This is a genomic window from Nonomuraea sp. NPDC052634 (assembly GCF_040678535.1).
In the GTDB taxonomy this organism is placed as follows: domain Bacteria; phylum Actinomycetota; class Actinomycetes; order Streptosporangiales; family Streptosporangiaceae; genus Nonomuraea; species Nonomuraea fastidiosa.
This window is the reverse complement of the sequence record NZ_JBFATY010000003.1, coordinates 592209-616407: the sequence shown is the minus strand read 5'-3', so window position 1 is coordinate 616407 and position 24199 is coordinate 592209. Positions and strand designations below refer to the sequence as shown.

General features: G+C 71.9%; 24 protein-coding genes. 8 read left to right on the top strand and 16 right to left on the bottom strand.

Translation table 11 applies throughout. The annotated features are described in order from the left end of the window. Nucleotides 1–147: 147 nt before the first annotated feature. From AB0K67_RS18735 to clpS, 3 genes are all read right to left on the bottom strand, one after another. Nucleotides 148–549 (bottom strand): M67 family metallopeptidase, encoded by a 402-nt coding sequence (locus AB0K67_RS18735; protein WP_364061131.1) that lies wholly within the window; start codon nucleotides 547–549, stop codon nucleotides 148–150. Between the two features lie 9 nt (nucleotides 550–558). Continuing rightward, complete coding sequence (locus AB0K67_RS18730; RefSeq protein ID WP_364061128.1) at nucleotides 559–1083, bottom strand: DUF2017 domain-containing protein; 525 nt, start codon at nucleotides 1081–1083, stop codon at nucleotides 559–561. 112 nt (nucleotides 1084–1195) lie between these two features. After that, the gene (clpS, locus tag AB0K67_RS18725; RefSeq protein WP_364061125.1) at nucleotides 1196–1489 is read right to left on the bottom strand and encodes an ATP-dependent Clp protease adapter ClpS; all 294 of its coding nucleotides are present in this window, start codon (nucleotides 1487–1489) and stop codon (nucleotides 1196–1198) included. 46 nt (nucleotides 1490–1535) lie between these two features. Between clpS and AB0K67_RS18720 the strand changes: the two genes are divergently transcribed. From AB0K67_RS18720 to AB0K67_RS18710, 3 genes are all read left to right on the top strand, one after another. Continuing rightward, nucleotides 1536–2819, top strand: coding sequence for a nicotinate phosphoribosyltransferase (locus tag AB0K67_RS18720; RefSeq protein ID WP_364061122.1), 1284 nt, complete (start codon nucleotides 1536–1538; stop codon nucleotides 2817–2819). A 15-nt stretch (nucleotides 2820–2834) separates the two neighbouring features. Beyond that, nucleotides 2835–3404, top strand: a complete 570-nt coding sequence (locus AB0K67_RS18715; RefSeq protein WP_364061119.1) for a nicotinamidase — start codon at nucleotides 2835–2837, stop codon at nucleotides 3402–3404. Nucleotides 3405–3575: 171 nt separating this feature from the next. After that, on the top strand, nucleotides 3576–4100 hold the full coding sequence (locus tag AB0K67_RS18710) for a hypothetical protein (RefSeq protein WP_364061116.1): 525 nt from the start codon (nucleotides 3576–3578) through the stop codon (nucleotides 4098–4100). 100 nt (nucleotides 4101–4200) lie between these two features. Here AB0K67_RS18710 and AB0K67_RS18705 read toward each other — a convergent pair whose 3' ends face one another. The 7 genes from AB0K67_RS18705 to AB0K67_RS18675 all read right to left on the bottom strand — a co-directional run bounded on the left by AB0K67_RS18705 (nucleotide 4201) and on the right by AB0K67_RS18675 (nucleotide 12921). Continuing rightward, nucleotides 4201–4578: an STAS domain-containing protein gene (locus tag AB0K67_RS18705; RefSeq protein ID WP_364061113.1), complete on the bottom strand. Its 378-nt coding sequence runs from the start codon at nucleotides 4576–4578 to the stop codon at nucleotides 4201–4203. Nucleotides 4579–4903: 325 nt separating this feature from the next. Beyond that, on the bottom strand, nucleotides 4904–6655 hold the full coding sequence (locus tag AB0K67_RS18700) for a DEAD/DEAH box helicase (RefSeq protein ID WP_364061110.1): 1752 nt from the start codon (nucleotides 6653–6655) through the stop codon (nucleotides 4904–4906). Between the two features lie 124 nt (nucleotides 6656–6779). Then, entirely contained in the window at nucleotides 6780–8027 is a 1248-nt protein-coding gene (locus tag AB0K67_RS18695) for a hypothetical protein (RefSeq protein WP_364061107.1), read from the bottom strand. 519 nt (nucleotides 8028–8546) lie between these two features. Then, complete coding sequence (locus tag AB0K67_RS18690; protein ID WP_364061104.1) at nucleotides 8547–9932, bottom strand: MFS transporter; 1386 nt, start codon at nucleotides 9930–9932, stop codon at nucleotides 8547–8549. A gap of 23 nt (nucleotides 9933–9955) precedes the next feature. Next, entirely contained in the window at nucleotides 9956–10903 is a 948-nt protein-coding gene (locus AB0K67_RS18685; protein ID WP_364061101.1) for a zinc metalloprotease, read from the bottom strand. 75 nt (nucleotides 10904–10978) lie between these two features. Next, complete coding sequence (locus AB0K67_RS18680; RefSeq protein WP_364061098.1) at nucleotides 10979–11236, bottom strand: DUF3039 domain-containing protein; 258 nt, start codon at nucleotides 11234–11236, stop codon at nucleotides 10979–10981. Nucleotides 11237–11325: 89 nt separating this feature from the next. Then, a complete protein-coding gene (locus tag AB0K67_RS18675; RefSeq protein WP_364061095.1) occupies nucleotides 11326–12921 on the bottom strand; it encodes an MFS transporter in 1596 nt (531 codons plus the stop codon). Between the two features lie 160 nt (nucleotides 12922–13081). Between AB0K67_RS18675 and AB0K67_RS18670 the strand changes: the two genes are divergently transcribed. Next, on the top strand, nucleotides 13082–13696 hold the full coding sequence (locus tag AB0K67_RS18670; protein ID WP_364061092.1) for a TetR family transcriptional regulator: 615 nt from the start codon (nucleotides 13082–13084) through the stop codon (nucleotides 13694–13696). A 215-nt stretch (nucleotides 13697–13911) separates the two neighbouring features. On the opposite strand, the gene AB0K67_RS18665 is transcribed toward AB0K67_RS18670, so the two are convergent. Further along, nucleotides 13912–14490 carry a YqgE/AlgH family protein gene (locus AB0K67_RS18665; RefSeq protein ID WP_364061089.1) on the bottom strand — a complete coding sequence of 193 codons (579 nt, stop codon included), beginning with the start codon at nucleotides 14488–14490 and terminating at the stop codon, nucleotides 13912–13914. 110 nt (nucleotides 14491–14600) lie between these two features. Between AB0K67_RS18665 and AB0K67_RS18660 the strand changes: the two genes are divergently transcribed. Further along, nucleotides 14601–15116, top strand: coding sequence for a hypothetical protein (locus AB0K67_RS18660; protein WP_364061086.1), 516 nt, complete (start codon nucleotides 14601–14603; stop codon nucleotides 15114–15116). A gap of 49 nt (nucleotides 15117–15165) precedes the next feature. On the opposite strand, the gene AB0K67_RS18655 is transcribed toward AB0K67_RS18660, so the two are convergent. Beyond that, the gene (locus tag AB0K67_RS18655; RefSeq protein ID WP_364061083.1) at nucleotides 15166–15786 is read right to left on the bottom strand and encodes a TetR/AcrR family transcriptional regulator; all 621 of its coding nucleotides are present in this window, start codon (nucleotides 15784–15786) and stop codon (nucleotides 15166–15168) included. Between the two features lie 97 nt (nucleotides 15787–15883). Here AB0K67_RS18655 and AB0K67_RS18650 point away from each other — a divergent pair, with 97 nt between their 5' ends. From AB0K67_RS18650 to AB0K67_RS18640, 3 genes are all read left to right on the top strand, one after another. Then, nucleotides 15884–16633 (top strand): IclR family transcriptional regulator, encoded by a 750-nt coding sequence (locus AB0K67_RS18650; protein WP_364061080.1) that lies wholly within the window; start codon nucleotides 15884–15886, stop codon nucleotides 16631–16633. 74 nt (nucleotides 16634–16707) lie between these two features. Further along, on the top strand, nucleotides 16708–18192 hold the full coding sequence (gene glpK, locus AB0K67_RS18645; protein WP_364061077.1) for a glycerol kinase GlpK: 1485 nt from the start codon (nucleotides 16708–16710) through the stop codon (nucleotides 18190–18192). After that, nucleotides 18189–19739: a glycerol-3-phosphate dehydrogenase/oxidase gene (locus AB0K67_RS18640; RefSeq protein WP_364061074.1), complete on the top strand. Its 1551-nt coding sequence runs from the start codon at nucleotides 18189–18191 to the stop codon at nucleotides 19737–19739. The genes glpK and AB0K67_RS18640 overlap by 4 nt, the downstream gene beginning before the upstream one ends. A 2-nt stretch (nucleotides 19740–19741) precedes the next feature. Here AB0K67_RS18640 and rodA read toward each other — a convergent pair whose 3' ends face one another. Genes rodA through mreC form a run of 4 tightly spaced genes read right to left on the bottom strand, consistent with a single transcriptional unit; the run spans nucleotide 19742 to nucleotide 24116 of the window. Then, the gene (rodA, locus tag AB0K67_RS18635; RefSeq protein ID WP_364061071.1) at nucleotides 19742–20911 is read right to left on the bottom strand and encodes a rod shape-determining protein RodA; all 1170 of its coding nucleotides are present in this window, start codon (nucleotides 20909–20911) and stop codon (nucleotides 19742–19744) included. After that, complete coding sequence (gene mrdA / locus AB0K67_RS18630; RefSeq protein WP_364061391.1) at nucleotides 20908–22767, bottom strand: penicillin-binding protein 2; 1860 nt, start codon at nucleotides 22765–22767, stop codon at nucleotides 20908–20910. Before mrdA ends, rodA begins: the two co-directional genes overlap by 4 nt. Next, on the bottom strand, nucleotides 22649–23344 hold the full coding sequence (locus AB0K67_RS18625; RefSeq protein ID WP_364061068.1) for a hypothetical protein: 696 nt from the start codon (nucleotides 23342–23344) through the stop codon (nucleotides 22649–22651). Before AB0K67_RS18625 ends, mrdA begins: the two co-directional genes overlap by 119 nt. Further along, nucleotides 23334–24116: a rod shape-determining protein MreC gene (gene mreC, locus AB0K67_RS18620; protein WP_364061065.1), complete on the bottom strand. Its 783-nt coding sequence runs from the start codon at nucleotides 24114–24116 to the stop codon at nucleotides 23334–23336. The genes AB0K67_RS18625 and mreC overlap by 11 nt, the downstream gene beginning before the upstream one ends. Nucleotides 24117–24199 lie beyond the last annotated feature (83 nt).

Genomic DNA, 24199 nt, shown 5'->3' with positions numbered 1-24199 from the left:
CGGATTCCATGGGCTCGTACGCCGGCTGCGCCGCTCGCCGGACAGAGACGTCCTACGGGCGCGAGACCAGCGGGTCTCCGGCCGGACAGTCGTAGACGACGACGGCAGGAGTGTGTGCGAACAGGAAGCTCTGCACCGGCCTGACCATCATGGGAGAAACCTTACCTCTTCCTCGGTGATCTCCCCATCGAGGATCCGGAAGGAGCGGAACTCCACCTCGTTCTCGTCCCGCGTGGAGACCAGGACGTAGTGGGCGTTCGGCTCGGAGGCGTAGGAGACGTCGGTGCGCGACGGGTACGCCTCGGTGGCCGTGTGGGAGTGGTAGATGACGACCGGCTCCTCGTCGCGCTCGTCCATCTCCTTCCACACCCGGAACTGCTCCATCGAGTCGAAGCGGTAGAAGGTGGGCGAGCGTTCGGCGTTCTGCATCGGGATGAAGCGCTCGGGCACGCCGTGACGGCCCGCGATGACGCCGCACGCCTCGTCCGGGTGATCGGCGCGGGCATGCGCGACGATCTTGTCAGCCAGTTCCTGCGAGATCGACAGCATGCCCGGAAGTTACCAGAGCGCCCGGACCAGGCTGTCCTGGAGGTAGGTCAGCCAGTCGTAGGTGACGTACGCCGGGTAGCGGGGGTCGTCCTCCGACATCACGGCGATCTCGTCGTGGACCTCCTCGGTCACGTCGAGCTTGGTGCCGAGCGTCAGGCGCAGGTCGTTGAGCGAGCGCAGCCACGCCTGCGCCTCCTCGGCCGACAGCTCGGCGCGGCCCGGCCGCGCGGTGTCGTGCACGGTCTGGGCGTCGGCCCGCTTGCCGTCGCGCAGCGTCGCCTCGGTGTAGCGGCGGAACTCGGCGGCGTCCTTCTCGTCCTCGTACGCCGACGGGAACAGCCGGGCGAGCACGGGGTCGGACGGCGCCGTGCTGTCGCCGATGCCGAGCGCGCGCTCCAGCGGGTCGTCGCTGGTCTGCCCCGGCGAGACGATGCCGAGCATCATGGAGACCAGCGAGCGCAGCAGCGAGACCTCCGCCGCCTCGAACTCGGCGACGACCCCGCCGTCCTTCCCCCGCGAGAACCCCGAACTCACCTGTGCCTCTTCCTGGTAGTGCCGCGACCCGCGCGTCCCACTCGACCGGGTCTGACTTGGCCGGGTCTCACTTGGCCGCGTCTCACTTGGCCGCGTCTCACTTGGCCGCGTCTCACTTGGCCGAGTCCGGCTGGAGCGTCGCCCACAGGCCGTAGGAGTGGAGAATCTGCACATCTCTTTCCATCTCCTCGCGCGTGCCGCTGGACACGACGGCCTTGCCCTTGTGGTGCACGTCGAGCATCAGCTTCTCGGCCTTTTCGCGGGTGTAGCCGAAGACCGTTTGGAAGACATAGGTCACGTAGGACATGAGGTTGACGGGGTCGTTCCAGACGATGGTCACCCAAGGCAGATCGGGCCGGACGTCCGATGACGGACGCTCAACGGCGATTGGAGCGGTGCTACCCACATCCATGAGTCTGCCCTATCTGGGCCGTAGTCTTCGAGTCGTGAGAATGACCATGAGCACTGCGTTGCTCACAGATCACTATGAGCTGACAATGTTGCAGGCCGCCCTGCGCAGCGGTGCCGCGCACCGGCGGGCGGTTTTCGAGGTGTTCGCCCGCCATCTCCCCGGTGGGCGGCGATACGGGGTCGTCGCCGGAACGGGGCGCGTCCTCGACGAGCTGGAGAACTTCCGTTTCGGTGACAATGAACTCACCTTTCTGCGTGAGCACAACATCGTCAACGAGGAGACCCTGGCGTTTCTCGCCGATTACCGGTTTTCCGGCAACATCTACGGCTATCGGGAGGGCGATCTCTACTTCCCCGCCTCCCCGATCATGGTCGTGGAGGGCACGTTCGCCGAGGCCGTGCTGCTGGAGACGCTCACGCTGTCGATACTCAACCACGACTGCGCCATCGCCTCCGCCGCCTCGCGCATGACCAACGCGGCGGGCAAGCGGCCGATCATCGAGATGGGCTCGCGGCGTACGCACGAGCACTCCGCGGTGGCCGCCGCGCGGGCCGCCTACATCGCCGGGTTCGCCTCCACCTCCAACCTGATGGCGGGGAAGATGTACGGCGTGCCCACGGCGGGCACGGCGGCCCACGCGTTCACGCTGCTGCACGACTCGGAGCAGGCGGCGTTCGAGGCCCAGATCGCCTCGCTCGGGCCCGAGACGACGCTGCTGGTGGACACCTATGACGTGGCCGAGGCCGTGCGCACGGCCGTCGAGGTCGCCGGAAACAAGCTGGGCGCGGTCCGCATCGACTCGGGCGACCTGGCCGCGGCCGCCCAGGAGGTGCGCGAGCTGCTCGACTCGCTGGGCGCGTTCGACACCCGCATCATCGTCACCTCCGACCTCGACGAGTACGCCATCGCCGCGCTCGCCGCCGCCCCCGTGGACGGCTACGGCGTCGGCACCTCGCTGGTGACCGGCTCAGGCGTGCCCACGGCGGCCCTGGTCTACAAGCTGGTGGCCAGGGAGACGGCGACGGGCAAGCTGGAGGCCGTGGCCAAGCGGTCGGTGGGCAAGCCGTCGCGCGGCGGGCGCAAGAACGCGTACCGGCTGCTCAACGAGTCCGGCCACGCCGAGACCGAGCTGATCACCACCGGCGGGCTCGTCCCCGAGGGCGGCGTGCCGCTGCTGCACGAGCTGGTGCGCGACGGCGAGATCGTCGGGCGCGAACCCCTGTCGGCCGCCCGCGAGCGCCACGCCGCGGCCGTCGCCACGCTCCCCCAGGAGGCGCTCCAGCTCGGCCGGGGGTATGCGGCGATTCCCACCGAATTCGCCTGACGTATCGTGCTATCTATGGGCACCGCGTTGATCGTCGTCGATGTGCAGAACGACTTCTGCGAAGGCGGCAGCCTGGCCGTGGCCGGCGGGTCGGAGGTGGCCGCGGCGATCTCCCGCCACGTGGCCGAGAACCCCTACGACCACGTTGTGGCCACCCGCGACCACCACATCGACCCCGGCGACCACTTCGCCGAGACCCCCGACTACGCCGCGAGCTGGCCCGCCCACTGCGTGGCCGGCACGCCGGGCGCCGAGTTCCATCCCGCGTTCGACGCCTCCCGGGTGGAGGAGGTCTTCAGCAAGGGGGCCTATGAGGCCGCCTACAGCGGCTTCGAGGGTCTCTCCGAGGACGGCGTGCCGCTGGTGCGGTGGCTGACCGACCGCGGCGTGACGGAGGTGGACGTGGTGGGCATCGCCACCGACCACTGCGTCCGCGCCACCGCGCTCGACGCGGCCGAGCACGGCCTTACCGTGCGGGTGCTGCTGGACCTGACGGCCGGCGTGGCGCCCGAGACGACCGAGGCGGCGCTGGCGGAGATGAAGCAGGCCGGCGTCACCCTCGAGGGCACCCCCGTCGTGCGCTGAGCCCCGGCCCCGGCACCGGCACCGGGCCGCTCAGGCGCGCGGCCGTACACGTTCACCCAACGTATACGGTTTGCAACGCTGCGGTCATGTGATATCGAGGAGAACGGACCACGCTCCGAAGCAGGAGTACCACGGAGAGTGATCACTCTTCCTAGCGGTGGGAGGTTCTCCATGCTGCCTGTGTCACTCGGCGTGGCCTGGCTCGTTCTCGGGCCGCTCGCCCTGTGGTTACTGCTCAGGGGCACCTGGGCCGACCGCACGGCGGCCGTCGTGACGCTGGCTCTGCTTGAGGCCGGCACCATCGCGATGAGCGCGCTGCGCCCGCCGCCCGCCCCGGCGCACGCGGGCACGGCGCCCGCGACCGGCGCCGTCGCCGCCCGGCCGCCCGCCACTCCGCCCTGCCGGGCGCACGAGCCCGTTCCCGCCTCCGCCGAGGTGGGCCGGCATCTGGTGCTGACCTGGCCGGCGGTCTCCGGCGAGTGCGGCAGTGCCGAGGTGGTCCTGCTCCCCCGCGGCAAGCAGCTCATGATCTGGGTGTACGCGCCCCCGCGCGCCGGCCGCCACCCGTCGCGCCACGCCTACACGCGGCCGGTGCACGTGCGCGGCGGCACGGCGTCGCTGGCGGTGCCGCTGCACTTCAAGCCCGGCGTGACCCCGGTCGACGGCCACAGCGGCCGCCCGATCCCCGCCACATGAGCCGGGGGCGTCACGGGCCGGCGGCACGCGGCCGGGGCCGAGTGAGCCGGCGCCCTGCCGCTCACGCGTGGCCAGGGCCGAGCAAGCCGGCGCCCGCCGGTCAGGCGTGGGTGACGGCCAGCCGCATCGCGTCGTCGAACCGGGCGAACACCTCGAACGCGTGCCGCAGCCCGGTGATCGACAACACCCGCGCCATGACCCCCTGCACCCCGCCGAGCAGCAGCCGGGTGCCCTGTGCCTCGCAGCGCTGCATGAGGTGGACGAGCTCGTTCATGCCCATGGAGTCGCAGAACGAGACCTCGCCGAGGTCGAGGATGAGAAAGGGCTTGGGAGGCAGCTCCCAGATGCGCTGGATGTGCTCCTGAAAGATCGGCAACGCGTTGACGTCGAGTTCGCCTTCGAGCTTGATGATGATCGCGTTTCGAGAGAGGCCAGAGGTGACGGTGAGCGTCGGCTTTCCGGTGGCCTCAGACGACATGGGCAAAGTCCTTCTGCGTATCCCAAGACAGCCAAGAGTGTTGTTGCCGGTTCCGTCGAGCTTCTAACAGATGGCCAGCGCTCTGTGACCAAATGCGCATAGTCACGTAACGTGACGGCCAGCCTCATATCCCTTGACCTGGGATAACCACGGACCTCCCGCCCGTCCCGGGCGAAGAGCCCGACCCGGGCGCAGGGCTTGTCCCGGGTACAGAGCCCGTCCCAGATGCAGAACCCCCGGGCGCAGAGCCCATCCCGGATGCAGAGCCCATCCCGGGCGCAGAGCCCGTCCCGGGCGGGGAGCCAAGCGCCGCCGGCCGGGACGGTCAGCGGCGCTGGGTGGCCCAGCGGCGGATCATGGCGATGCGCTCCTGGATCTGCTCCAGCGTCGCCTGCGCGATCGGCGGCCCGCCGCAGGCCCGCCGCAGCTCGTTGTGGATCACGCCGTGGGGCTGGCCCGTGCGGTGGTTCCACGCGCCGACGAGGCCGTTGAGCTCGCGGCGCAGCTCGGCGATCTGCTCGTGCGGAGCCAGCTCCTGCTTGGGCTGGGCCGCCTGCTGCCTGCGCCGCGCCGCCTGCTGCTCGGACTGCCGCTTGCGCAGCAGCGTGGCCACCTGGTCGGGCTCGAGCAGGCCGGGCAGGCCGAGGAAGTCCTCCTCTTCGGCGGAGCCCACAGCGCCGCCGGTGCCGAACTCGCCGCCGTCGAACAGCACGCGGTCGAACGTCGCGGTCGCCTCCATCGTCTCGAACGGCAGCTCGTCGCCCAGGACGTCGGGGTTGTCCTTCTGGCGGTTGGCCTGTTCGAGCAGCGTGTCGTCGAGGCCGTCCTCGGGCGGCCGCTTGTTGAGCACGTGGTCGCGCTCGGCCTCCATCTCGTTGGCCAGGCCCAGGAGGGTCGGCACCGAGGGGAGGAAGACGGACGCGGTCTCGCCGCGCTTGCGTGCGCGCACGAAGCGGCCCACGGCCTGGGCGAAGAAGAGCGGCGTGGAGGTGGAGGTGGCGTAGACGCCCACGCACAGGCGGGGGATGTCGACGCCCTCCGACACCATGCGCACGGCCACCAGCCAGCGGTCCTGCGAGGCCGAGAACTGCTTGATCTTCTTCGACGCGCCGGGGTCGTCGGAGAGCACCACCGTGGCGGTCTCGCCGGTGATGTTGCGCAGGTGGCGGGCGTACGCGCGGGCGGTCTCGTGGTCGGTGGCGATGACCAGGCCTCCCGCGTCGGGCACGCCCCTGCGCACCTCCGTGAGCCGGCGGTCGGCCGCGTGCATGACCTGGCGGATCCAGTCGCCCTTGGGGTCGAGCGCGGCCCGCCACGCCTGGGAGAGCTGATCCTTGGTGAGCGGGGTGCCGAGCGAGGCGGCGATCTCGTCGCCCGCACGGGTGCGCCACTTCATCTCGCCGGAGTACGCCAGGAAGATCACCGGACGGACGACCCCGTCGGCGAGCGCGGGACCGTAGCCGTAGGAGTAGTCGGAGACGCTGCGCTTGACCCCCTCGGCGTCCTCCTCGTAGGTGACGAACGGGATCGGGTTGTCGTCGGACCTGAACGGCGTGCCGGTGAGCTGCAGCCGCCTGGTGGCGGGCTCGAACGCCTCGCGGACGCCGTCGCCCCACGACTTGGCGTCGCCCGCGTGGTGGATCTCGTCGAAGATGACGAGCGTCTTGCGGGCCTCGGTGCGAGCCCTGTGGAGCGCCGGATGCATGGCGACCTGCGCGTAGGTCACCGCCACCCCGATGTAGTCGCGCGAGGTGGTGCCCTGGCTGTTTTTGAACTCGGGATCGACGGCGATGCCCACCCGCCCTGCGGCGTCGGCCCACTGGCGCTTGAGGTGCTCGGTGGGCGTCACGATCGTGACCGCCTTGACCACGCCCCTCGCGAGCAGCTCGCTGGCGATGCGCAGAGCGTAGGTCGTCTTGCCCGCGCCCGGCGTCGCCACGGTGAGGAAGTCACGCGGCTCGCGGCTGAAGTAGAGGTCGAACGCCTGCTGCTGCCAGGCGCGCAGCTTGGGAGCGGTGCCCCAGGCGGCCCGATCTGGATAGGAAGGCGATAGGTGGGACGCGGCGAAGGTGCTCACCGCATCACCTCTGGGGTTGGTGTGCTTCGCTCTCTCACAGTGATCCAAGGGTAATCGGGGCCACCGACAAGACGTGCCGTGAGACGAGGATTCTGGCCAAGGTTCTCCTCACGTGCTATGCGGCTTATCGGAGGCTCGTCATGACCGCCTCAAGCGCCTGCCTGCGGACCTGGTCCTCGGGTTGCAGCAGCCCGACGAGCAGCACCGGCTGGTCTTCACGAGTGACGAGCATCACGCGCAGGAACGCCGGGCGGTTGACCACATCGCGGTACTCAGCGCGCAGCGCCCGCGTGTAGCCGTCCCGGGTGCCGCGGTCGTCCACCACCGTCACGCGGTCGCCCTTGAGCAGCAGCCTGGAGTAGAGCTGGGCGGCCTGCGCCGCGGTCTTCTTCGCGTCCTCGATCGGCCCCGGCACCGGGCGGGCCATCACCACCGCGCCGTCGCCGTCGCGGGCGACCGAGGTGAAGCCCGTCACCGGCGGCACCGGGCTCGTACGCCAGCCTTCGGGCAACGGCGCCGCCACCCCGGCCAGCGAGTCGCTCAGGCGGTCCGCCTCCGGCTGCGGGGCGACGAACCGCAGGGCGGCGCTCGTGGCCGCCGCTACGAGCGCCGTACCGGCCGCCAGCGCCGCCAGCACGGCCGCGACCTTCTTGGCCGTCCCCGCGCCGCTCTGGGCGCGCGTGGCGTGCTGCTTGGGCGCCGTGGGCGAGCGGTAGAGCCGGGCCGAGGGAGGCAGGTCGTCGTCGGCGGCGCCGCTCTGGCGGACGGCGCCGCGGATGCGCGGGTTCCAGGACGGCTCGTCGTCGTCCGCGTCGTCGTCCAGGTCGTCCTCGCCCCAGAACTCCTTGTCCGGCTCCAGATCGAGCGGATGCCGCCGCCTCCGCCCCGCGTCCTCGTCACGCGCCCAGGCGGGGTCGTGTCCCCAGCCGTCGTCGCCGTCCCTCCCGGAGCCCTGGGCCTCGGTACGCGCCCAGCCCGAGCCGTCGGAGCCGCCCCAGCCGGGGTCGCCGGACCGCTGCCGGTCCGGTCCGTCGTCGTGCGGCCGCCTGCGGCGGCTCCCCTCCCCGCTGAGGGGGCCTGCGGGCCCGGCGGGTTCCGCGCCCCAGGCGGGCTCGGCGGCGCGGTCCTGCGCCCGCCTGCGTCCCCAGGCGGGCGGCGGCTGCCGGCTGGGGTCCGAGGCGGTCCCGCGGCTCTCCGCCCAGTGCTGCTCGGCCCGGCGGCGGTCGTCCTGGTACGGCGGCCGGATGGTCCTGGGGCGCGGGGACGGTACGGCGGTCAGCGGGTCGCCGCCCGCCGACGCGGGACCGGCGGAGGTCGCAGCACGGCCCTCCGGCGCGAGACCGGCGGGGGGCGCGGCACCACCCCCCGGCACGGAACCGGCGGAGGTCGCAGCACGGCCCTCCGGCGCGAGACCGGCGGGGGGCGCGGCACCACCCCCCGGCGCCGGACCGGAAGGCGCGGCACCATCCCCCGGCGGCCGGGTTCGACCGGCCGGAGGCTCGGCGTCCTCGGACGGAACCGCGGTCAGGCCGGGCGGGGACTGCGCGCCCCGGGGCGGTGGCTGGTCGGCCCGGGGCGGTGGCTGGCCGTACGGTCGCCGGACGGACAGTGGCTGGTCGGACGGGGGCCGGCCGGACGGAAGCCGGTCGGGTTGTGTCCGATCGGGTTGTGTCCGATCGGGCGGTGGCTGATCGGGCGGTGGCTGATCGAGCTGGGGCCGGTCGGGGGAAGGCGACGGCGAAGGAGCCGAAGGACGGCGGTGCCTGGGCCCCGGCAGCGGGGGCCAGACCCGGTGATCACCTTCCATGTCACCTCCCTGCCCGCTGTCCTATCACTCCTTGCGATCGCCGGCAGGCGAACTGTGACGACTGTGACGGGAGGGACGGAAATTTCAGCGGGTGCGCCCGGCGAGCAGGGTCCCGCTGAACGCGATGGCGGCCATGAGGCCGGAGATGACGAGGAATCCGGTGGCGATCTGGGACGGGGCATGGCCGATCACGTTCACCAGCGCGCCGCCGATCCCGACCGACAGCGCCGAGCCGAACTGGTCGGACACCGACAGCGCGGCCGAGTTCGCGCCCTGCTCGTTCAGCGGCGACTGCTTGAGCGCGGTGACGTTGACGGTGGTGATGCCGTAGCCCATGCCGAGGCCGGCGATGATCCACGCGGGCACGGCGACCCACCCCGTGACGCCCGGCAGCACCGACAGCAGGCTGACGAGGATGCCGGCGGTGACGCAGCCCGCGCCCAGCCTGATCCGCTTGTGCGCCTCGGCGGAGTGCCTGGCCTGCAGGTACGCCCCCGCCGACCAGCCCAGCGCGCCGGTGGTCAGCGCGATGCCCGCCGAGGTGGTGTCGAACTCCTTCACCTCCTGCAAGGCGAGCGGGATGAAGCTGTTGACGCCGAAGAAGGAGGCGGAGAAGAAGCCGCGCATGAGGACGGTCGTGGGCAGCCCGCGCCGCAGCAGCAGCGCGCCCGGCGGCAGCAGCCGGTACAGGCCGAAGACGACCAGCGCGAGCCCGGCCGCGCTCTCCAAGGCGGCGGGCATGGCGTCGCGGTGCAGCCCGTCCACGCCGTACAGCAGCAGCCCTGCGCCGCCCGCGGTCGCGGTGGCGGCGAGCGTCATCGCCACGGGCCTGGAGCGCGGGCCCGTGGCGGGCTCGGCCTCGTGCTCGGAGCCCATGCGCAGCGCCGGTACGAGCATCACCAGCGCGGGCACGACCAGCGGGACGATGCCGTAGAAGACGTAACGCCATCCCCACGTGTCGCCGACGAACCCGGCCACGGACGGCCCCACCATGGCGGGCACCACCCAGGCGGCGGAGATCGCGGCGAACGCCTTGGGCCGGATGTCCATGGGGTAGACGCGGGCGATCATCACGTACAGGGCGACGATGGCGGCGCCGCCGCCGAGCCCCTGCACGACCCGCGCGAGAAGGAACATCCCGGCGTTGGACGCGGCCCCGGCCAGCGCCATGCCGGCGGCGAACAGCACCACGCCGGCCAGGAACGGCGCCGGGTAGCCGCGCCGGTCCGACCAGAGCCCGGCCACGACGTTCATGAACAGGCTGGCGATCAGGAAGGCGGAGAAGCTGATGCCGTACAGGTCGAGGGCGTTCAGCTCGTCGGCGATGGACGGCATGACCACCCCGACCGACATGCCCTCGAAGGCGATCAGCGTGACCACCAGCAGGATCCCTAAGGTGGCCGCCCGGTATGCGGGGTTGAAGATGCCTGGCGGCTTCATGGGAGTGTCGAGTGCTTTTGGTGCTGTCACCCGCACATCGTAGTTCGCCCGGTTCAGACCTCCGACCTGCCCCTCGCCGGGGCACGGAACGCCGCCCACATCTCGTGCATGCGTCGGGCCTGACCTGCGGTGAACTCCCACATGCAGCGGTCGTGCGAGTAGTCCATGAAGTTGTGCGCAGGGTCCTTGCCCGGCCGGTCGGCGCAGGTGTCCTTGTCCTGCGGGCACGCCTCGGTGGGCCGGGCCTCGGCCGGGGTGTCGTCGATGCCGTCGCCGGGCTCGCGGCAGCCGTTTTCGAACGTGTGGAACAGGCCCAGCCAATGGCCGATCTCGTGGACACCGGTGAAGCCCTGGTTGTAGTTGGTCATCGTGCCGCCGGGCAGGCTGCGCCAGTCGATCACGACGCCGTCGAGCGCGGGCGCGCCCTCGTACCAGTACGGGTAGCTGGCGAAGCCCAGCATCAGCTCGCTGAGCTGGGCGATGTAGAGGTTGAGCGTGCCGGGCCCGCCCTCGTGCAGGGCCCTCTTCATGACCTTCTCGTTGCCGACGGGGTCGGTGAACCAGGCTTCGCTGTGCCGGACCGCGATACCGTCGAGGCGGAAGCGCACGCCGGTGTCGACGCCGCCGAACTTGCCGGCGTACGCGGAATTGAGCACGTCGATCTGGGCTTTGACCGCCTCGTCGGAGACCGGGCGGCCGGCGGCGCCGGCGATCACGTGGACCCGGGTGGGCACGGTGATCCGCGTCGGCGGGGTGACCCCGGCCAGGCGGCGGCCGAGCTCGGCGATGACCTTGGCGACGTCTTCGGGCTTGGGCGATCGCGGGCCGGGAGCGCGGGCAGGAGCGGCCGTCTCCGGCCGCCCGTCGTCGCACCGCTCCTCCGGCTCGGCCTTCGACCTGGACGCCGATCCGTGCGGGAGCGCCGCGCCCGGCCGCAGCGGCGGGACGAGCCCGGCCGCGAACAGGCATGCCAACGAGACGGCGGTCGCGCGCCGGACCATGCAATCCCCCACGGTTGCGAGACGATCTGGCTACAGACCGTAACGCTCCGTACGGGGATTACCGCTCAGCAACACTCACTGCTTGTCGTCGCCCTCGCCACCGCCGGGCGGCAGGCTCTCGTAGATCTCCTTGCACTCCGGGCAGACCGGGTACTTCTTGGGGTCACGGCTGGGCACCCAGACCTTGCCGCACAGGGCGCGGATGGGCGTGCCGGTCACCATGCTCTCGGTGATCTTGTGCTTGTCCGCGTAGTGGGCGAACCGCTCGTGATCGCCGTCGCCGTGCGACGTCCGCGGAGTGGTCTCCTGCTCTGGGAGGATCTTCGTGCTCACCCCATCGAGTTTATGCCCGTCCAGGACCCCGCAGAGCGCGACGGCCCCCGCCCCGGAAGGACGGAGGCCGTGCGTACGCGCGCCGGGGCTCAGCCCATGTGGACCGGTGCGCCCTCGGTCTTCCTGCCGGCCTTGACGAACATCGTCAGGGCGGCGGTGATCACCGCGATGCAGGTGCTCACGACGAAGGCGAGGTGCATGCCGTCCATGAAGGAGTTGTGCACGGCGTTGACGATCGGCTCGGGCAGCCCGGGAGGCGCCGCGCCGAACGCGGCGGCCTTCTCCAGCGCGGCCATCTGCTCCGGCGGGATCTGCTGGGCGATCGGGCCGAGGTAGCCGGGCATCTTGCTGGAGATCTCCGACGCCATCACCGCGCCCAGGATGGCGGTGCCGAGCGCGCCGCCGACCTGCATGGCCGACTGCTGCACGCCGCCCGCGACGCCGCTCAGCTCGACCGGCGCGTTGCCCACGATGATCTCGGTGGCGCCGACGAAGACCGGCGAGAGGCCGAAGGCCAGCAGCACGAACGGGATGGCGCTCTCGATGAACGTGGCGTCGATGCCGAGCCGCGACATGAGGAACATCGCGAACGCGGTGATCAGCAGGCCGCCGGCCATGGTGAGCTTCGGGCCGAACCTGCTCAGCATCATGCCGGCCAGCGGCGAGGCGAAGATCATGCCCGCGCTCATCGGCAGCATGCGCAGGCCCGCCTCCAGCGGCGCCAGGCCGTGCACGCCCTGGAAGAAGAAGCCCAGGAAGAACATCGCGCCGAACATGGCGAAGGCGACCATCATCATCAGGAAGGTGCCGATGGAGATGGACGGGTTGGCGAACAGCGACAGCGGCACCAGCGGCTGCTTCGCGCGGCTCTGCCAGAAGATGAACAGGCCGATGAGCACCACGAACACGGCGAGGAACGTCAGGGTCGTGCTGTCGCCCCAGCCCCAGTCGGGGGCCTTGATGATCATCCAGACCAGCGAGAACATCGCGCCCGACAGCAGCACCACGCCCAGCCAGTCGATCCTGGCGAGGGTCTGCGCGCGGTTCTCCTTGATCAGGATGATGCCCATGATCAGCGCGATGACGCCGACGGGGGCGTTGATGAAGAAGACCGACTCCCAGCTGACGCTGTCGACGAGCAGGCCGCCCACGATCGGCCCGGCGGCGCTGGACAGACCGATGATGGCGCCCCACGCGCCCATCGCCTGGTTCAGCTTGGGGCCGGGGAACGCGCCGCGCAGCAGCGCCAGCGCGGCGGGCTGCAACAGCGCGCCGAACAGACCCTGGGCCACCCGCAGGCCGATCAGCGCGCCGATGGGGGTGACACCGGGAATGATGTCGGCGAGCTCGGCGCTGAAGCCGATGCCCACCGACGACAAGGCGAAGCCCGCCACACCGATGAGAAAGACCCGCTTGTGCCCGAAGAGGTCACCGAGCTTGCCGGCGGTGATGAGGAAGACCGCGAGCGCCAGCAGGTAGCCGCTGGTCACCCACTGCAGGTCGGACAGCGACGCCTTCAGGTCGGCCTGGATGACCGGATTCGCGATGCCGACGACCGTGCCGTCGAGCATCACCATGATGACGCCCAGGCTGACCGCCAGCAGAACAAGCCACGGGTTGCCCCCGGTCCCCGTCTCGGCCGGGCCGGGCGATGACGGTGCGTCGACCGCCTTCGCGTGAGCCATAAATCCCCCTATTTCCCACGTGTCGCCCAAGATCAGGGCACATGTATGTCAAGCCTCAGGTAATCTAATGACACAGTATGACACTTCACAACTGACTTTTTTATGGCGGGCTATGACTTATGGCACACTGTGACAGTTCGATGTCGAGGGAGTGACGACAGTGGGTCTGCGGGAACGCAAGAAGGAGAAGACGCGCGCCGCCATCCTCGACGCCGCGCTCGACCTCTTCCTCGAACAAGGGTACGAGTCGACCACCGTCGAGCAGATCGCGGGGGCGGTCGAGATCTCCCCTCGCACCTTCTTCCGCTACTTCACCAGCAAGGACCACCTGGTGCTGTGGTTCCACGACCACGGTGAAGCGATCATGCTCGACGCCCTGGCCGAACGCCCGCACGACGAGCCGCCGTTCGCCTCGCTGATGAGCGGGCTGCGCGCCGTGCTCGCCGACCTGGAGGAGTCAACGCCGGAGGACGTGGAGAGGTTCCTCAAGCTCCGCAGACTTTTCGAGCGTTACCCGCACCTGGTCGGGCTTTCGGCGGCCAGAAGCGCGGAGACCCAGCGCCGCCTGGCCGCGGAGATCGCCGCCCGCCGCGGCACCGACCCGGACGAGGACCAGTTCGCCCACCTGATCGTGGCGTTCGCGCTGTCCGCCATGCGCGTCGGCATGGAGTGCCCGCGCAACACCACGTCGATGGCGGAGATCAAGGAGCGCATGGCGCAGACGCTGGAGATGACCGAGCGCTGCCTGCGCCCCGGGTGGGACCAGCAGCCCTGACTCGCGGCGGCGCCGCACGAGCCGCCGACCGCGTCCCCGGGCGCGCCCTCCCGGCAGCGCGCCCGCACCCGCCGCGAGCCGAGGCCGCACAGGGCCCGCCGCGGGCGGAGGCCGTACAAGGCCCGCCGCGAGCGGAGGCCGTACAAGGCCCGCCGCGAGCGCGCGCCCCCGGAGGCCGCAGGCGAGCGCTTGCGGGAAACTCGCGGGGAGAAGGGTCAGTTCATGGTCGGGTCGTCGGGGCAGGTCGCCACGAACGCCAGCTCCCCGCGCTGGCGGCGCAGCACCTGCCGCCACAGGGACGCGGGGTCGGCGTGGAAGGTGTCGCCGACCTCGGAGTCGACGACGTACCAGGCGCCTTCGGCTATCTCGCTTTCGAGCTGGCCCGCCGACCACCCCGCATACCCGGCGAAGATGCGCATCTGCGCGATCTCGCCCTGAAGGATCTCGGGGGGCGCGTCGAGGTCGACCGTGCCCAGCCTGGCCACCGAGTCGGTGCCGGCGTGCAGCCGCCGCCAGCCCAGGGGCTCCTCGCCGCTCGGGACCGCGGCCAATGCGAGCGCGCTGTCGGTTTGCACGGGCCCGCCCTCGAACAGCACCGGCGGCCCGGTGACGAGAGGATCCCAGACCGGGAGCACCTGGGTCACCGAGATGTCGCTCGGCCTGTTGAGCACGACGCCCAACGTTCCGCCGTCGTGGTCGTGTTCCAGGATCAGCACGACACTACGCCGGAAGTTGGGGTCGTCGAGAAGCGGCGTCGCCACCAACAACCCGCCGACGTAGATCGCTTCCGCCATACATCCATCATGAAGGCTCACCGGGGGTGCGCGCTCCCCCGATCCCCCCATGTTACTTTTCGTGCACGCTTGGGAACTTTAGGTAGCGAAGATCACGTTCGGGGGGAGCCATGCGCATCGGTACTCGTCTCGTCCTGGCCTGCCTGCCGCTGGCGGCTCTCGTGCTCCTTCCCCTGCTGCTGCCGTCGCCCGCCCACGCCTGGCCGGGGTCGGACACCGGTGACCCGTTCACGATGACGGTGGACGACGTGGCCTGCCGTACGGGCCGGGCGACCGTACGGCTGCACAACCAGACCCGTCAGATGGTCAGGTTCGACCTGAAGGCCGACGGCGAGAGCGTGGCCAGCGGGTCGATCCCGGCCCGCAAGTCGATCGTCCGGCACGTGAAGGTGCGCAGGGGCAGCAGCGCCGAGATCGAGGCGTTCTCGGTGAGCGACAGCACGCCGGAGACGCTGATCGACTCGACCCGGGTGGAGAACGACTGCCCGTGGGGCCACCACCGCCGGCAGCTTCCGTTCACCGGCCCGCCCACCGACCTGCTGGGCAAGCTCGCCACCGCGGGCGGCATGGTCGTGATGGGCGGGATCCTCTGGTGGTACGGCTCGATCTGGCCACGCTCATCGTGACACGGGTTCACGCGCCTTCCAGGCCGAACCCGCTGTCACGGACGCCTTGTCACACGGTTTCCGCCACGAACGCGCCCGCCCTGGCGGCGGCGAGCGCGCGGTCCACGGAGGCCAGCGCGGCCTCCCGCGTGACCGGCTCGCGCGTGACGACCAGCCGGTAGTACAGCGGCGCGGAGACGGCTTTGATCAGCTCTTTCCCATCGGTGCCCGGGGGCAGCTCGCCCCTGGCGACGGCGAGGTCCACGACGGCCGCCCACTCGTCGATGCGGCGCCGGTAGAAGGTGCGCAGCGCGCGGGCCGCCTCCTCGTCGCCGGTGGCGGCGGCGATGACGGCCTGGAACGTGGCGCCGAGCCGGGGGTCGTTGATCGCCTCCAGCACCATCAGCGCGTTCGCGCGCAGGTCGCCCTCGATGCCGCCGGTGTCGGAGTGCGGCGCGGACTGGTTCGCGAGCTCGTTCATCAGATCGGTCACCAGGCCCGCGGGGGTGCCCCAGCGCCGGTAGACGGTCGTCTTGCCGACGCCCGCCCTGGCCGCGATCTGATCCATGCTCAGCGCGTGGAAGCCATGCTCGACCAGCGCGTCCTGCGTGGCCTCGAGCACGGCGGCGCGCACCCGCGCGGTGCGGCCGCCCGGCCGCACGGTTCCCGCCGAACGGGAAGGTCGGTCCATCGAGTCTCCTCGCCGTCTGCCGACAGCTTATCGAAACTGGCGTTCCATTAGGCTCGCGTTCGGCATTGCCGAACGAAAGTGCGCTAGTGTCCCTCACGTGGGAGAGACGATTCAGTCCGTCGAACGAGCCGCCGCGATCCTGCGGCTGCTCGCCTCCGGCCCGCGCCAGCTCGGGGTCGCCGAGCTGGCCAGGGCGCTCGGCCTGCCGAAGGGGACGCTACACGGCATCCTGCGGACACTCGTGCGGGTGGGCTTCGTCGAGCAGGACCAGGAGACGGGCAAGTACCGCCTGGGCGCCACCCTGCTCCACCTCGGCAGCAGCTACCTCGACGTCAACGAGCTTCGCGCCCGCTCCATCAACTGGGCCGACGCGCTGGCCGGCCGCAGCAGGGAGAGCGCCTGGATCGGCACCCTGCACGAGGGCCACGTGCTGGTCATCCACCACGTCTTCCGCCCCGACAACAGCATGCAGACGCTGCAGGTGGGCACGTATCTGCCGACGCACGCGAGCGCCCTGGGCAAGGTGCTGCTCGCCTACGACCCCTACGACGAGCCGCCGGCCGGCCCCCTTGAGCCGTACACCAAGAACACGCTGGCCGATCCGGCCGCGCTGGAGCGGGAGCTCGATCTGGTGAGATCGCGCGGCTGGGCGGCGGAGATGGAGGAGCTGACGGAGGGCGAGGTGGCCATCGCCGCGCCGATCAAGGACCCGCGCGGCCTGGTGGTGGGCGCGATCGGCATCCGCGGCGCCGTCGAGCGGCTCGCGCCCGGCGGCGAGCTGCACATGGAGTACGTCTCCTACGTACGGGACGCCGCCCGGGCGATCACTCGTGACCTGGCCAGATGACACTTGAACACCTACCACCCACCACATAGCATTCGTTCGGCATTGTCGAACCCGGAGCACTAGCGAGGAACCCAGTGCCTCGACCGCACTACATCGCAGCCATCGACCAGGGCACCACGTCCAGCCGGTGCATCGTCTTCGACGAAGGCGGCCACATCATCTCCGTCGCCCAGCGCGAGCACCGGCAGATCTTCCCCAGGCCGGGCTGGGTCGAGCACGACGCCGGCGAGATCTGGCAATGCGTACGCGGCGTGCTGGCCGAGGCGGTGAGCGGGGCCGGCATCGACAACGGCCAGATCGCCGCGCTGGGCATCACCAACCAGCGCGAGACCACGGTGCTGTGGGAGCGCGACACCGGCCGTCCCGTCTGCCCGGCGGTGGTCTGGCAGGACACCCGCACCGACGCGCTGACCAGGTCGCTGGCCGACCGGGAGCCGCTGTTCAGGGAGCGGGCCGGGCTGCCGCTGCACACCTACTTCTCCGGGCCCAAGATCCGCTGGCTGCTCGACGAGCACGACCTGCGCGAGCGGGCCGAGCGCGGCGAGGTGCTGTTCGGCACGATGGACAGCTGGCTGCTGTGGAACCTCACCGGCCGCCACATCACCGACGTGACCAACGCCAGCCGCACGATGCTGATGAACATCCACACGCTGGAGTGGGACGACGAGCTGCTGGCCGCGCTCGGGGTGCCGCGCGCCATGCTGCCGGAGATCCGGCCGTCGGCCGAGGTCTACGGGCGCACGCAGGACGGCGTCCCGGTGGCGTCGGCGCTCGGCGACCAGCAGGCGGCGCTGTTCGGCCAGACCTGCTTCTCCCCCGGCGAGGTGAAGAGCACGTACGGGTCGGGCAGCTTCCTGCTGATGAACACCGGGCACGAGCCGGTGGTCTCCAAGCACGGCCTGCTGACCACCGTGGGCTACCAGATCGGCGCGGGACCGGCCACGTACGCGCTGGAGGGCGCCATCGCGGTCACCGGCTCGCTGGTGCAGTGGCTGCGCGACAACCTCGGCCTGATCTCCAGCGCGGCCGAGATCGAGACGCTGGCGCGGACCGTCGACGACAACGGCGGCTGCTACTTCGTCCCCGCCTTCTCGGGGCTGTTCGCTCCGCACTGGCGCTCCGACGCGCGGGGCGTGATCGCGGGGCTGACCGGGTTCGTGACCAAGGGACACATCGCGCGGGCCGTGCTGGAGGCGACCGCGTGGCAGACCCGCGAGGTCGTCGACGCCATGAACGCCGACTCCGGCCTCGACCTGACGACGCTGCGCGCCGACGGCGGCATGACGGCCGACAACCTGCTCATGCAGACGCTCGCCGACGTGCTTGCCGTGCCGGTGATCAGGCCGATGGTGTCGGAGACGACCGCGCTCGGCGCCGCGTACGCCGCGGGCCTCGCCACCGGCTACTGGCCCGATCTCGACAGCCTGCGCGCCAACTGGCACAAGGCCGCCGAGTGGCGGCCGGCCATCGACGAGCAGGTCCGCGAGCGCGAATACCGCAACTGGAAGAAGGCCGTGGCCAGGACCCTCGACTGGGTCGAGCAGGAGGAGTGTGCATGACGACCACGATCGGCACCGACCGGGCACAGGTCCGCGAGGAGCTCTCCACCACCACTTTCGACCTGCTGGTGATCGGCGGCGGCATCCTCGGCACCTCGGTCACCTGGATGGCCGCCCAGGCAGGGCTGCGGGTGGCGATGGTGGACGCGGGCGACTTCGCCGGCGCCACCTCCAGCGCCTCGTCCAAGCTCGTCCACGGCGGCCTGCGCTACCTGCAGACGGGCAACGTCAAGCTGGTGGCGGAGAACCACCGCGAGCGCCGGGCGCTGGCCGCCGACATCGCCCCCCACCTGGTCAAGCCGCTGACGTTCCTGGTGCCCATCTACAAGGGCGGGCCGCACGGCGCGGCCAAGCTGGGCGCGGGCGTGTTCCTGTACTCGGCGCTGTCGGTGTTCGGCGACGGCATGGGCAAGGTGATCACGCCGAACCAGGCCGTGGCCAAGGTGCCGGCGCTGCGCACCGAGGGGCTGCGCGGCGCGGCCGTCTACGGCGACCACCAGATGAACGACTCCCGCGTAGCCGTCATGACCGTGCGGGCCGCCGTGGACGCGGGCGCCACCGTGCTCAACCACGCCGAGGTCGTCGACCTGCGCAAGACGAACGGCACCGTGTGCGGCGCCGAGCTGCGCGACCGGCTCGACGGCACCGAGTTCGGCGTCTCGGCCAGGCTCGTGCTCAACGCCACCGGGCCGTGGGTGGACCACCTGCGGCGCATGGAGGACCCGGACGCCGCGCCGAGCATCCGCCTGTCCAAGGGCGCGCACCTGGTGCTGCGCCGTCACGAGCCGTGGAAGGCGGCGCTGACCACGCCGATCGACAAGTACCGGGTGTCGTTCGCCATCCCGTGGGAGGACCACCTGCTGCTCGGCACCACCGACGAGGAGTACGTGGGCGACCCGGCCGACGTCCGCCCGACCGAGGCCGACATCGCGCAGATCCTCGACGAGGCCGGGCACTCCGTACGCGACACCCAGCTCAGGCGCGAGGACATCACCTACGCCTTCGCCGGCCTGCGGGTGCTGCCCGGCGGGCCCGAGGATGTGACGGCGGCCAAGCGGGAGACCGTGCTGACCATGGGCTCAGGCGGCATGCTGTCGGTGGCGGGCGGCAAGTGGACGACGTACCGGCACATCGGCAAGCACGTGTTCGACATCCTCGCCCACCTGCCGGACCGGCCGCTCGGCGACGACCTGGTCACCCCGCTGCCCGCGGTGCCGCTGCCGGGCCTGGCCAGCCCCGACGCGGTGGCCATGCGGCTGTGGACCGACCGCGAGCGCGATGCCCGCATGGACCCGCTGGTCGCCAGGCACCTCGCCACCCACTACGGGTCGATCGCGTTCGACCTGGCCAGGATGATCCGCGAGGACCCGTCGCTCGGCGAGCGCATCCACCCCGACGGGCCCGACATCTGGGCGCAGGCGGTCTACGCCCGCGACCACGAGTGGGCGGCCACGGTGGACGACATCGTCCGCCGCCGCACCACGCTCACCGTACGCGGCCTGGACACGCCCGAGGTCCGGGCGAAGATCGCCGAACTGCTGGCCTGAAGTCACCGGCTCGCCTGGCGGCGTACGGACATCAGCACGCCCACCGCCGCCAGGCAGGCCACGATCGACGAGCCGCCGTACGAGACGAACGGCAGCGGCACGCCCACGATCGGGGTCAGCCCCACCACCATGCCGACGTTGATGAACGTCTGCGCGGCCAGCCAGCACACGATGCCGGCGGCGGCCAGCCTGCCGTACGGGGTGGCGGCCGCCGCCGCGATCGCCAGCGCCCTGTGCAGCACCAGCCAGAGCAGCACGAGCAGCAGCGCCGCGCCGGCGAAGCCCAGCTCCTCCCCCGCGACCGTGAAGATGAAGTCGGTGTGCTGCTCGGGGACGAACCTGCCGCCGGTCTGGTCGCCGTGGAACAGCCCGCGCCCGAACAGCCCGCCGGAGCCGACCGTCACCAGCGCCTGCGCCGCGTTGTAGCCGGCGCCCTGCGGATCGGCCATCGGATCGGCGAACGTGAGCAGCCGCTGCACCTGGTGCGGGCGGAGCAGCCCGAGGAACCAGGCCGCGACCGCCGCGCCGGCCCCCGCCCCGGCCAGCAGCGCCAGCCACCGCCAGCGCACACCGGCCACCACGAGCATGCCGCCGGTGGTCACCACCATGATCATCGCGGTGCCGAGGTCGGGCTGGAGCATGATGAGGCCGAGCGGCAGCCCGGCCGCCGCCAGCGCGAGCGGCACCCGCCTGCGCGAGCGCTCGGCGAGCAGCACGGCCAGCATGAGCACCAGCGTGACCTTGGCCGGCTCCGACGGCTGCAGCTCAAGCCCGCCGATGCTCAGCCACGACTGCGCGCCGTTGGCGGTCCTGCCCAGCGGGGTCAGCACGGCGGCCAGGCCGAGCACGCTCACCAGGTAGGCGGGCAGCGCCCAGGCGCGCAGCGCGCCACGGCCGGGCAGCGCGACCACCGCCATGACGGCCAGGCCGACCAGCACGTTCACGGACTGCCTGACGAGGTACGTCTGCGGGTCGTCACCGGCCGCGGCCATCCTCGGCCGGGTCGCCGACCAGACCAGCAGCACGCCGGCCAGCGAGAGCGCCAGGGCGGGCAGCAGCAGCGGCCAGTCCACGGCCTTGAGCAGCCGCAGCAGCCCGCGGCGGCGCGGGCCCGGCAGCGCGCCGTCCGCGCGCAGGCGGCGCAGGACCTGGGGATCCTGGGTGGCGGTCATCGGCGGCTCCGCTCGGGCAGCGCGGCCTTGCGGCCCTCCAGGCCGTACATGCCGGACCAGATCTCCCTGACGGCGGGCGCCGCGGCCTCGCCGCCCGCGCCGCCCTTGGAGACCACGGCCACCACCACGTACTTCGGCTTCTTCGCGGGGGCGAAGGAGGCGAACCAGGACGTGTCGGTGGTCCCGTACGCCTCGGCCGTGCCGGTCTTGCCGGCCACCGCCAGCCTGCCGAACGGGAACCCGTCGAACGCCTGCGCCGCCGTGCCCGACCTCGGCACCTCGGCCAGGGCGTCGCGCAGGTAGCGCAGGGTCTTGGCGGGCACCGGCAGGCGTCCCGCGACGGGCGGGGTGATCTTCCGTACGAGGGCGCCGTCGGGGCCGCGCACCTCCTTGCCGACGCGCGGGCTGAACAGCGTGCCGCCGTTGGCCAGCGCCGCGTACGCGCGGGCCAGCTGCAGCGGCGTGACCAGCACGTCGCCCTGGCCGATGGAGAAGTTCGCGGCGTCTCCGGCGCTCCAGGCGTAGCCGCCCGCGCAGTTCTCGGCGGCCACCGCCTTCAGGTAGGCGGCCCTGCGGGGGTCCTTCTTGGCGACCTCCGGGTAGCCCTTGCGTGCCGCCTCGCACGTCTCGTCCCTGGTCGCCTCCCAGAACGCCTTCTTCCACGCCCGGTCGGGCACCCGTCCCGCGGCCTCGCCGGGCAGGTCCACGCCGGTCTTCGCGCCGAAGCCGAACGCCCGCGCCATGCGCTGCATGGCCTCGTCGTCGCCCTTGCCCCAGAGCTGCTCGGCGAAGCGGTAGTAGATCGTGTCGCACGACACGACGAGCGCGCGGTGCAGGTTCATGGTGCCGAGGTCCGCGCCGCCCGCGTTGCGGAACGCACGGTCACCCACCTGGTACGAGCCGGGGCAGTCGTAGCGGCCGTCGAGCGGGTAGCCGGAGGCCGCGGCGGCGGCCGTGGAGACGATCTTCCAGGTGGACGCGGGCGGCCACTGACCTTGAACGGCCCGCGACAGCAGCCGGTCGTCCCTGGTCAGCTTCCGGTAGTCGGCCTGGTCGATGCCGCCCGTCCACACGCGGGGGTCATAGCCGGGGGCGGAGGCCATCGCGACGATCCTGCCGGTGCGCGCCTCCATCACCACGGCCGCGCCCGAGTCAGCGCCGCGCGCGCCGCGTACCGCCTTGCTCAGCGCGCGCTCCACAACCCGCTGCACGTCCGCGTCGATGCTGGTGACCAGCGTCGAGCCGGGCACCGGCGGCTGCTCGCGCACCGTGCGCAGCACCTGGCCCGCGCTGTCCACCACCACCTCCCTGCTGCCGGGGCGGCCCTTCAGGTCGGCCTCGTAGGCGGCCTCCAGGCCGTCGGCGCCCTTGCCCTCGCCGGGCGACAGGTAGCCGAGCACGTGCGCGGCCAGCTCGCCGCGCGGGTGGTCGCGTACGGGGGCGGGCGCCGCGCTCACGCCGGGGAAGCGCTCGGGACGCTCGACGATCTGCATCGCCTTGCGCTCGGCCACCCCCTCGGCGACCGGGATCGGCTGGTACGGCGAGCCCGCCCAGCACGGCTTGCCCACCTTCGGCCCGCACAGCCGGATCCGCCTGGCCAGCTCCTTGTAGGGCCGGTCGAGCAGCTCGGCCAGCGCCCGCAGCGTGGCGCGGCCGCCGTCGGGCTGGCGGCGCAGCGCCACGCGGTCCACCGAGACCGTCATCTCGGCGCGGTTGCGGGCCAGCGGGCGGCCCCGGTCATCGAGGATGCGCCCGCGCACGGGCGGGATGGCGATGCGGCGTACGTGGTCGGCGACGGCGGCTCGGGTGTAGCGCTCGCCGTCCACGATCTGCACCTGCCACAGCCGTCCGAGCAAGGTGATGAAGAGCACCGCCACCAGCAGGTGCACCAGTGGCAGCCGGAAGCGTGAGTGTCGCATCGGGAAGTCTCCGTGAAGCCCGGCGGCGCCGGATCAGCAGGCGCCACATCAGCGGGCCGGCGATCAGGTTGCACGGGAACGCGGCGAGCGCCGCTCCGGCGTCCGGCAGGGCGATGGCCGCCGTGGCGTCCGCCACGTGGCCGGGCTCCGGCGCGGGCGCGCCCGGCCAGACACCCAGGAGCAGCGCGGCGAGCACCGGGAGCAGGCCGCCGGCCGCGCTCGCGGCGAACACCCCGGCGGTGCCCGGCAGCCTGCGGGCGAGCCATCCCGCGGCGTATCCGGCCAGGCAGAACAGCAGCGCGCTGCGCCCGGCGGGCGGCAGCGCGGGCGGCACCAGGTCGGCGACCAGCCCGGCCGCGAAGCCGGTCACCGCTCCGGAGACCGGCCCCGTCAGCACGCCGGCCGCCACCGCCACGGCCAGCGACAGATCGGGCGCGGGGAACGGCAGCCGCCCGAGCAGGGTCACGTCGAGCAGCGGGGCCAGCGCCACCGCCGCGGCGAGCCTAATCCGCATCCTTGATCACGCCCACCACGTCGAGGGTGCTGAAGGTGACGGCCGGGCGCACCAGTGCGGTGCGGGTGAGCTGGTCACGGGCGGGGTCCACGCGCTCGACGGTGCCCACGGGCACGCCTGGCGGGTATGGCCTGCCCCCGCTCGACCCCAGCGTCTCCACCCGCCGGCCCGGCCGAAGCTCGGTGTCGGCGTCGAGCAGCCGCAGCGCGAGCAGCCCGTCGCGGCGGCCCTCGACCGTGCCGATCACGCCGGAACCGGCCACCCTGACTCCGACGGCGGCCGACGGCGCGGTGATCGACAGTACGGTGGCGACGTCGGGACCGGCCTCGACGACCCGTCCCGCCAGGCCGTCCGCGGTGACGACGGCCATGTCGGCGGCCACTCCCTGCCGGGTGCCCGCGTCGATGGTGACGCTGTCGCCGCGTACCGCGACCACCCGGGCGTCGACCAGCGACACGCTCGGATGCGCCGCCTCGATGCGGTGGCGCTGGGCGTCGCGGGCGCGGGCCGCCCGCTCGGCCCACAGCTCGGCGGCCAGCCGGTTGGCGCGCCGCTCGGCCTCCTCGGCGCGGCGGACCGCGTCACCGCCGCCCGCGAGCGAGCCGAGCGGCCTGGTGGCCTCGCCGAGCAACTCCTCGGCCGGCCCCACCACGGCGGCGGACGCGGCACGCATCACCGACGCGTGCCCGCGCAGGTCCAGCGTGACCAGCACGGCACCGGCGACCAGCAGGATCGCCAGTACCCGGTGACGCCGCAACGGACGCCCACGCATCGCTCACCACCTCTCGAAAGCAGAACGTGCCGGAACGACTTCGGGGAGGGCGCTTACGCCACCCTCCCTGGCGGGCCATCGGG

Coding starts and splice junctions, on each gene's coding strand:
- rodA (WP_364061071.1), bottom strand. CDS start 20,911: ATGACCGCCACCCAGGATCCCCAGGTCCTGCGCCGCCTGCGCGCGGAC.
- AB0K67_RS18655 (WP_364061083.1), bottom strand. CDS start 15,786: ATGGACCGACCTTCCCGTTCGGCGGGAACCGTGCGGCCGGGCGGCCGC.
- AB0K67_RS18720 (WP_364061122.1), top strand. CDS start 1,536: ATGACCATGAGCACTGCGTTGCTCACAGATCACTATGAGCTGACAATG.
- AB0K67_RS18640 (WP_364061074.1), top strand. CDS start 18,189: ATGACGACCACGATCGGCACCGACCGGGCACAGGTCCGCGAGGAGCTC.
- AB0K67_RS18665 (WP_364061089.1), bottom strand. CDS start 14,490: ATGGCGGAAGCGATCTACGTCGGCGGGTTGTTGGTGGCGACGCCGCTT.
- mreC (WP_364061065.1), bottom strand. CDS start 24,116: ATGCGTGGGCGTCCGTTGCGGCGTCACCGGGTACTGGCGATCCTGCTG.
- AB0K67_RS18660 (WP_364061086.1), top strand. CDS start 14,601: ATGCGCATCGGTACTCGTCTCGTCCTGGCCTGCCTGCCGCTGGCGGCT.
- AB0K67_RS18710 (WP_364061116.1), top strand. CDS start 3,576: ATGCTGCCTGTGTCACTCGGCGTGGCCTGGCTCGTTCTCGGGCCGCTC.
- AB0K67_RS18625 (WP_364061068.1), bottom strand. CDS start 23,344: ATGCGGATTAGGCTCGCCGCGGCGGTGGCGCTGGCCCCGCTGCTCGAC.
- AB0K67_RS18675 (WP_364061095.1), bottom strand. CDS start 12,921: ATGGCTCACGCGAAGGCGGTCGACGCACCGTCATCGCCCGGCCCGGCC.
- AB0K67_RS18735 (WP_364061131.1), bottom strand. CDS start 549: ATGCTGTCGATCTCGCAGGAACTGGCTGACAAGATCGTCGCGCATGCC.
- AB0K67_RS18715 (WP_364061119.1), top strand. CDS start 2,835: ATGGGCACCGCGTTGATCGTCGTCGATGTGCAGAACGACTTCTGCGAA.
- AB0K67_RS18685 (WP_364061101.1), bottom strand. CDS start 10,903: ATGGTCCGGCGCGCGACCGCCGTCTCGTTGGCATGCCTGTTCGCGGCC.
- AB0K67_RS18705 (WP_364061113.1), bottom strand. CDS start 4,578: ATGTCGTCTGAGGCCACCGGAAAGCCGACGCTCACCGTCACCTCTGGC.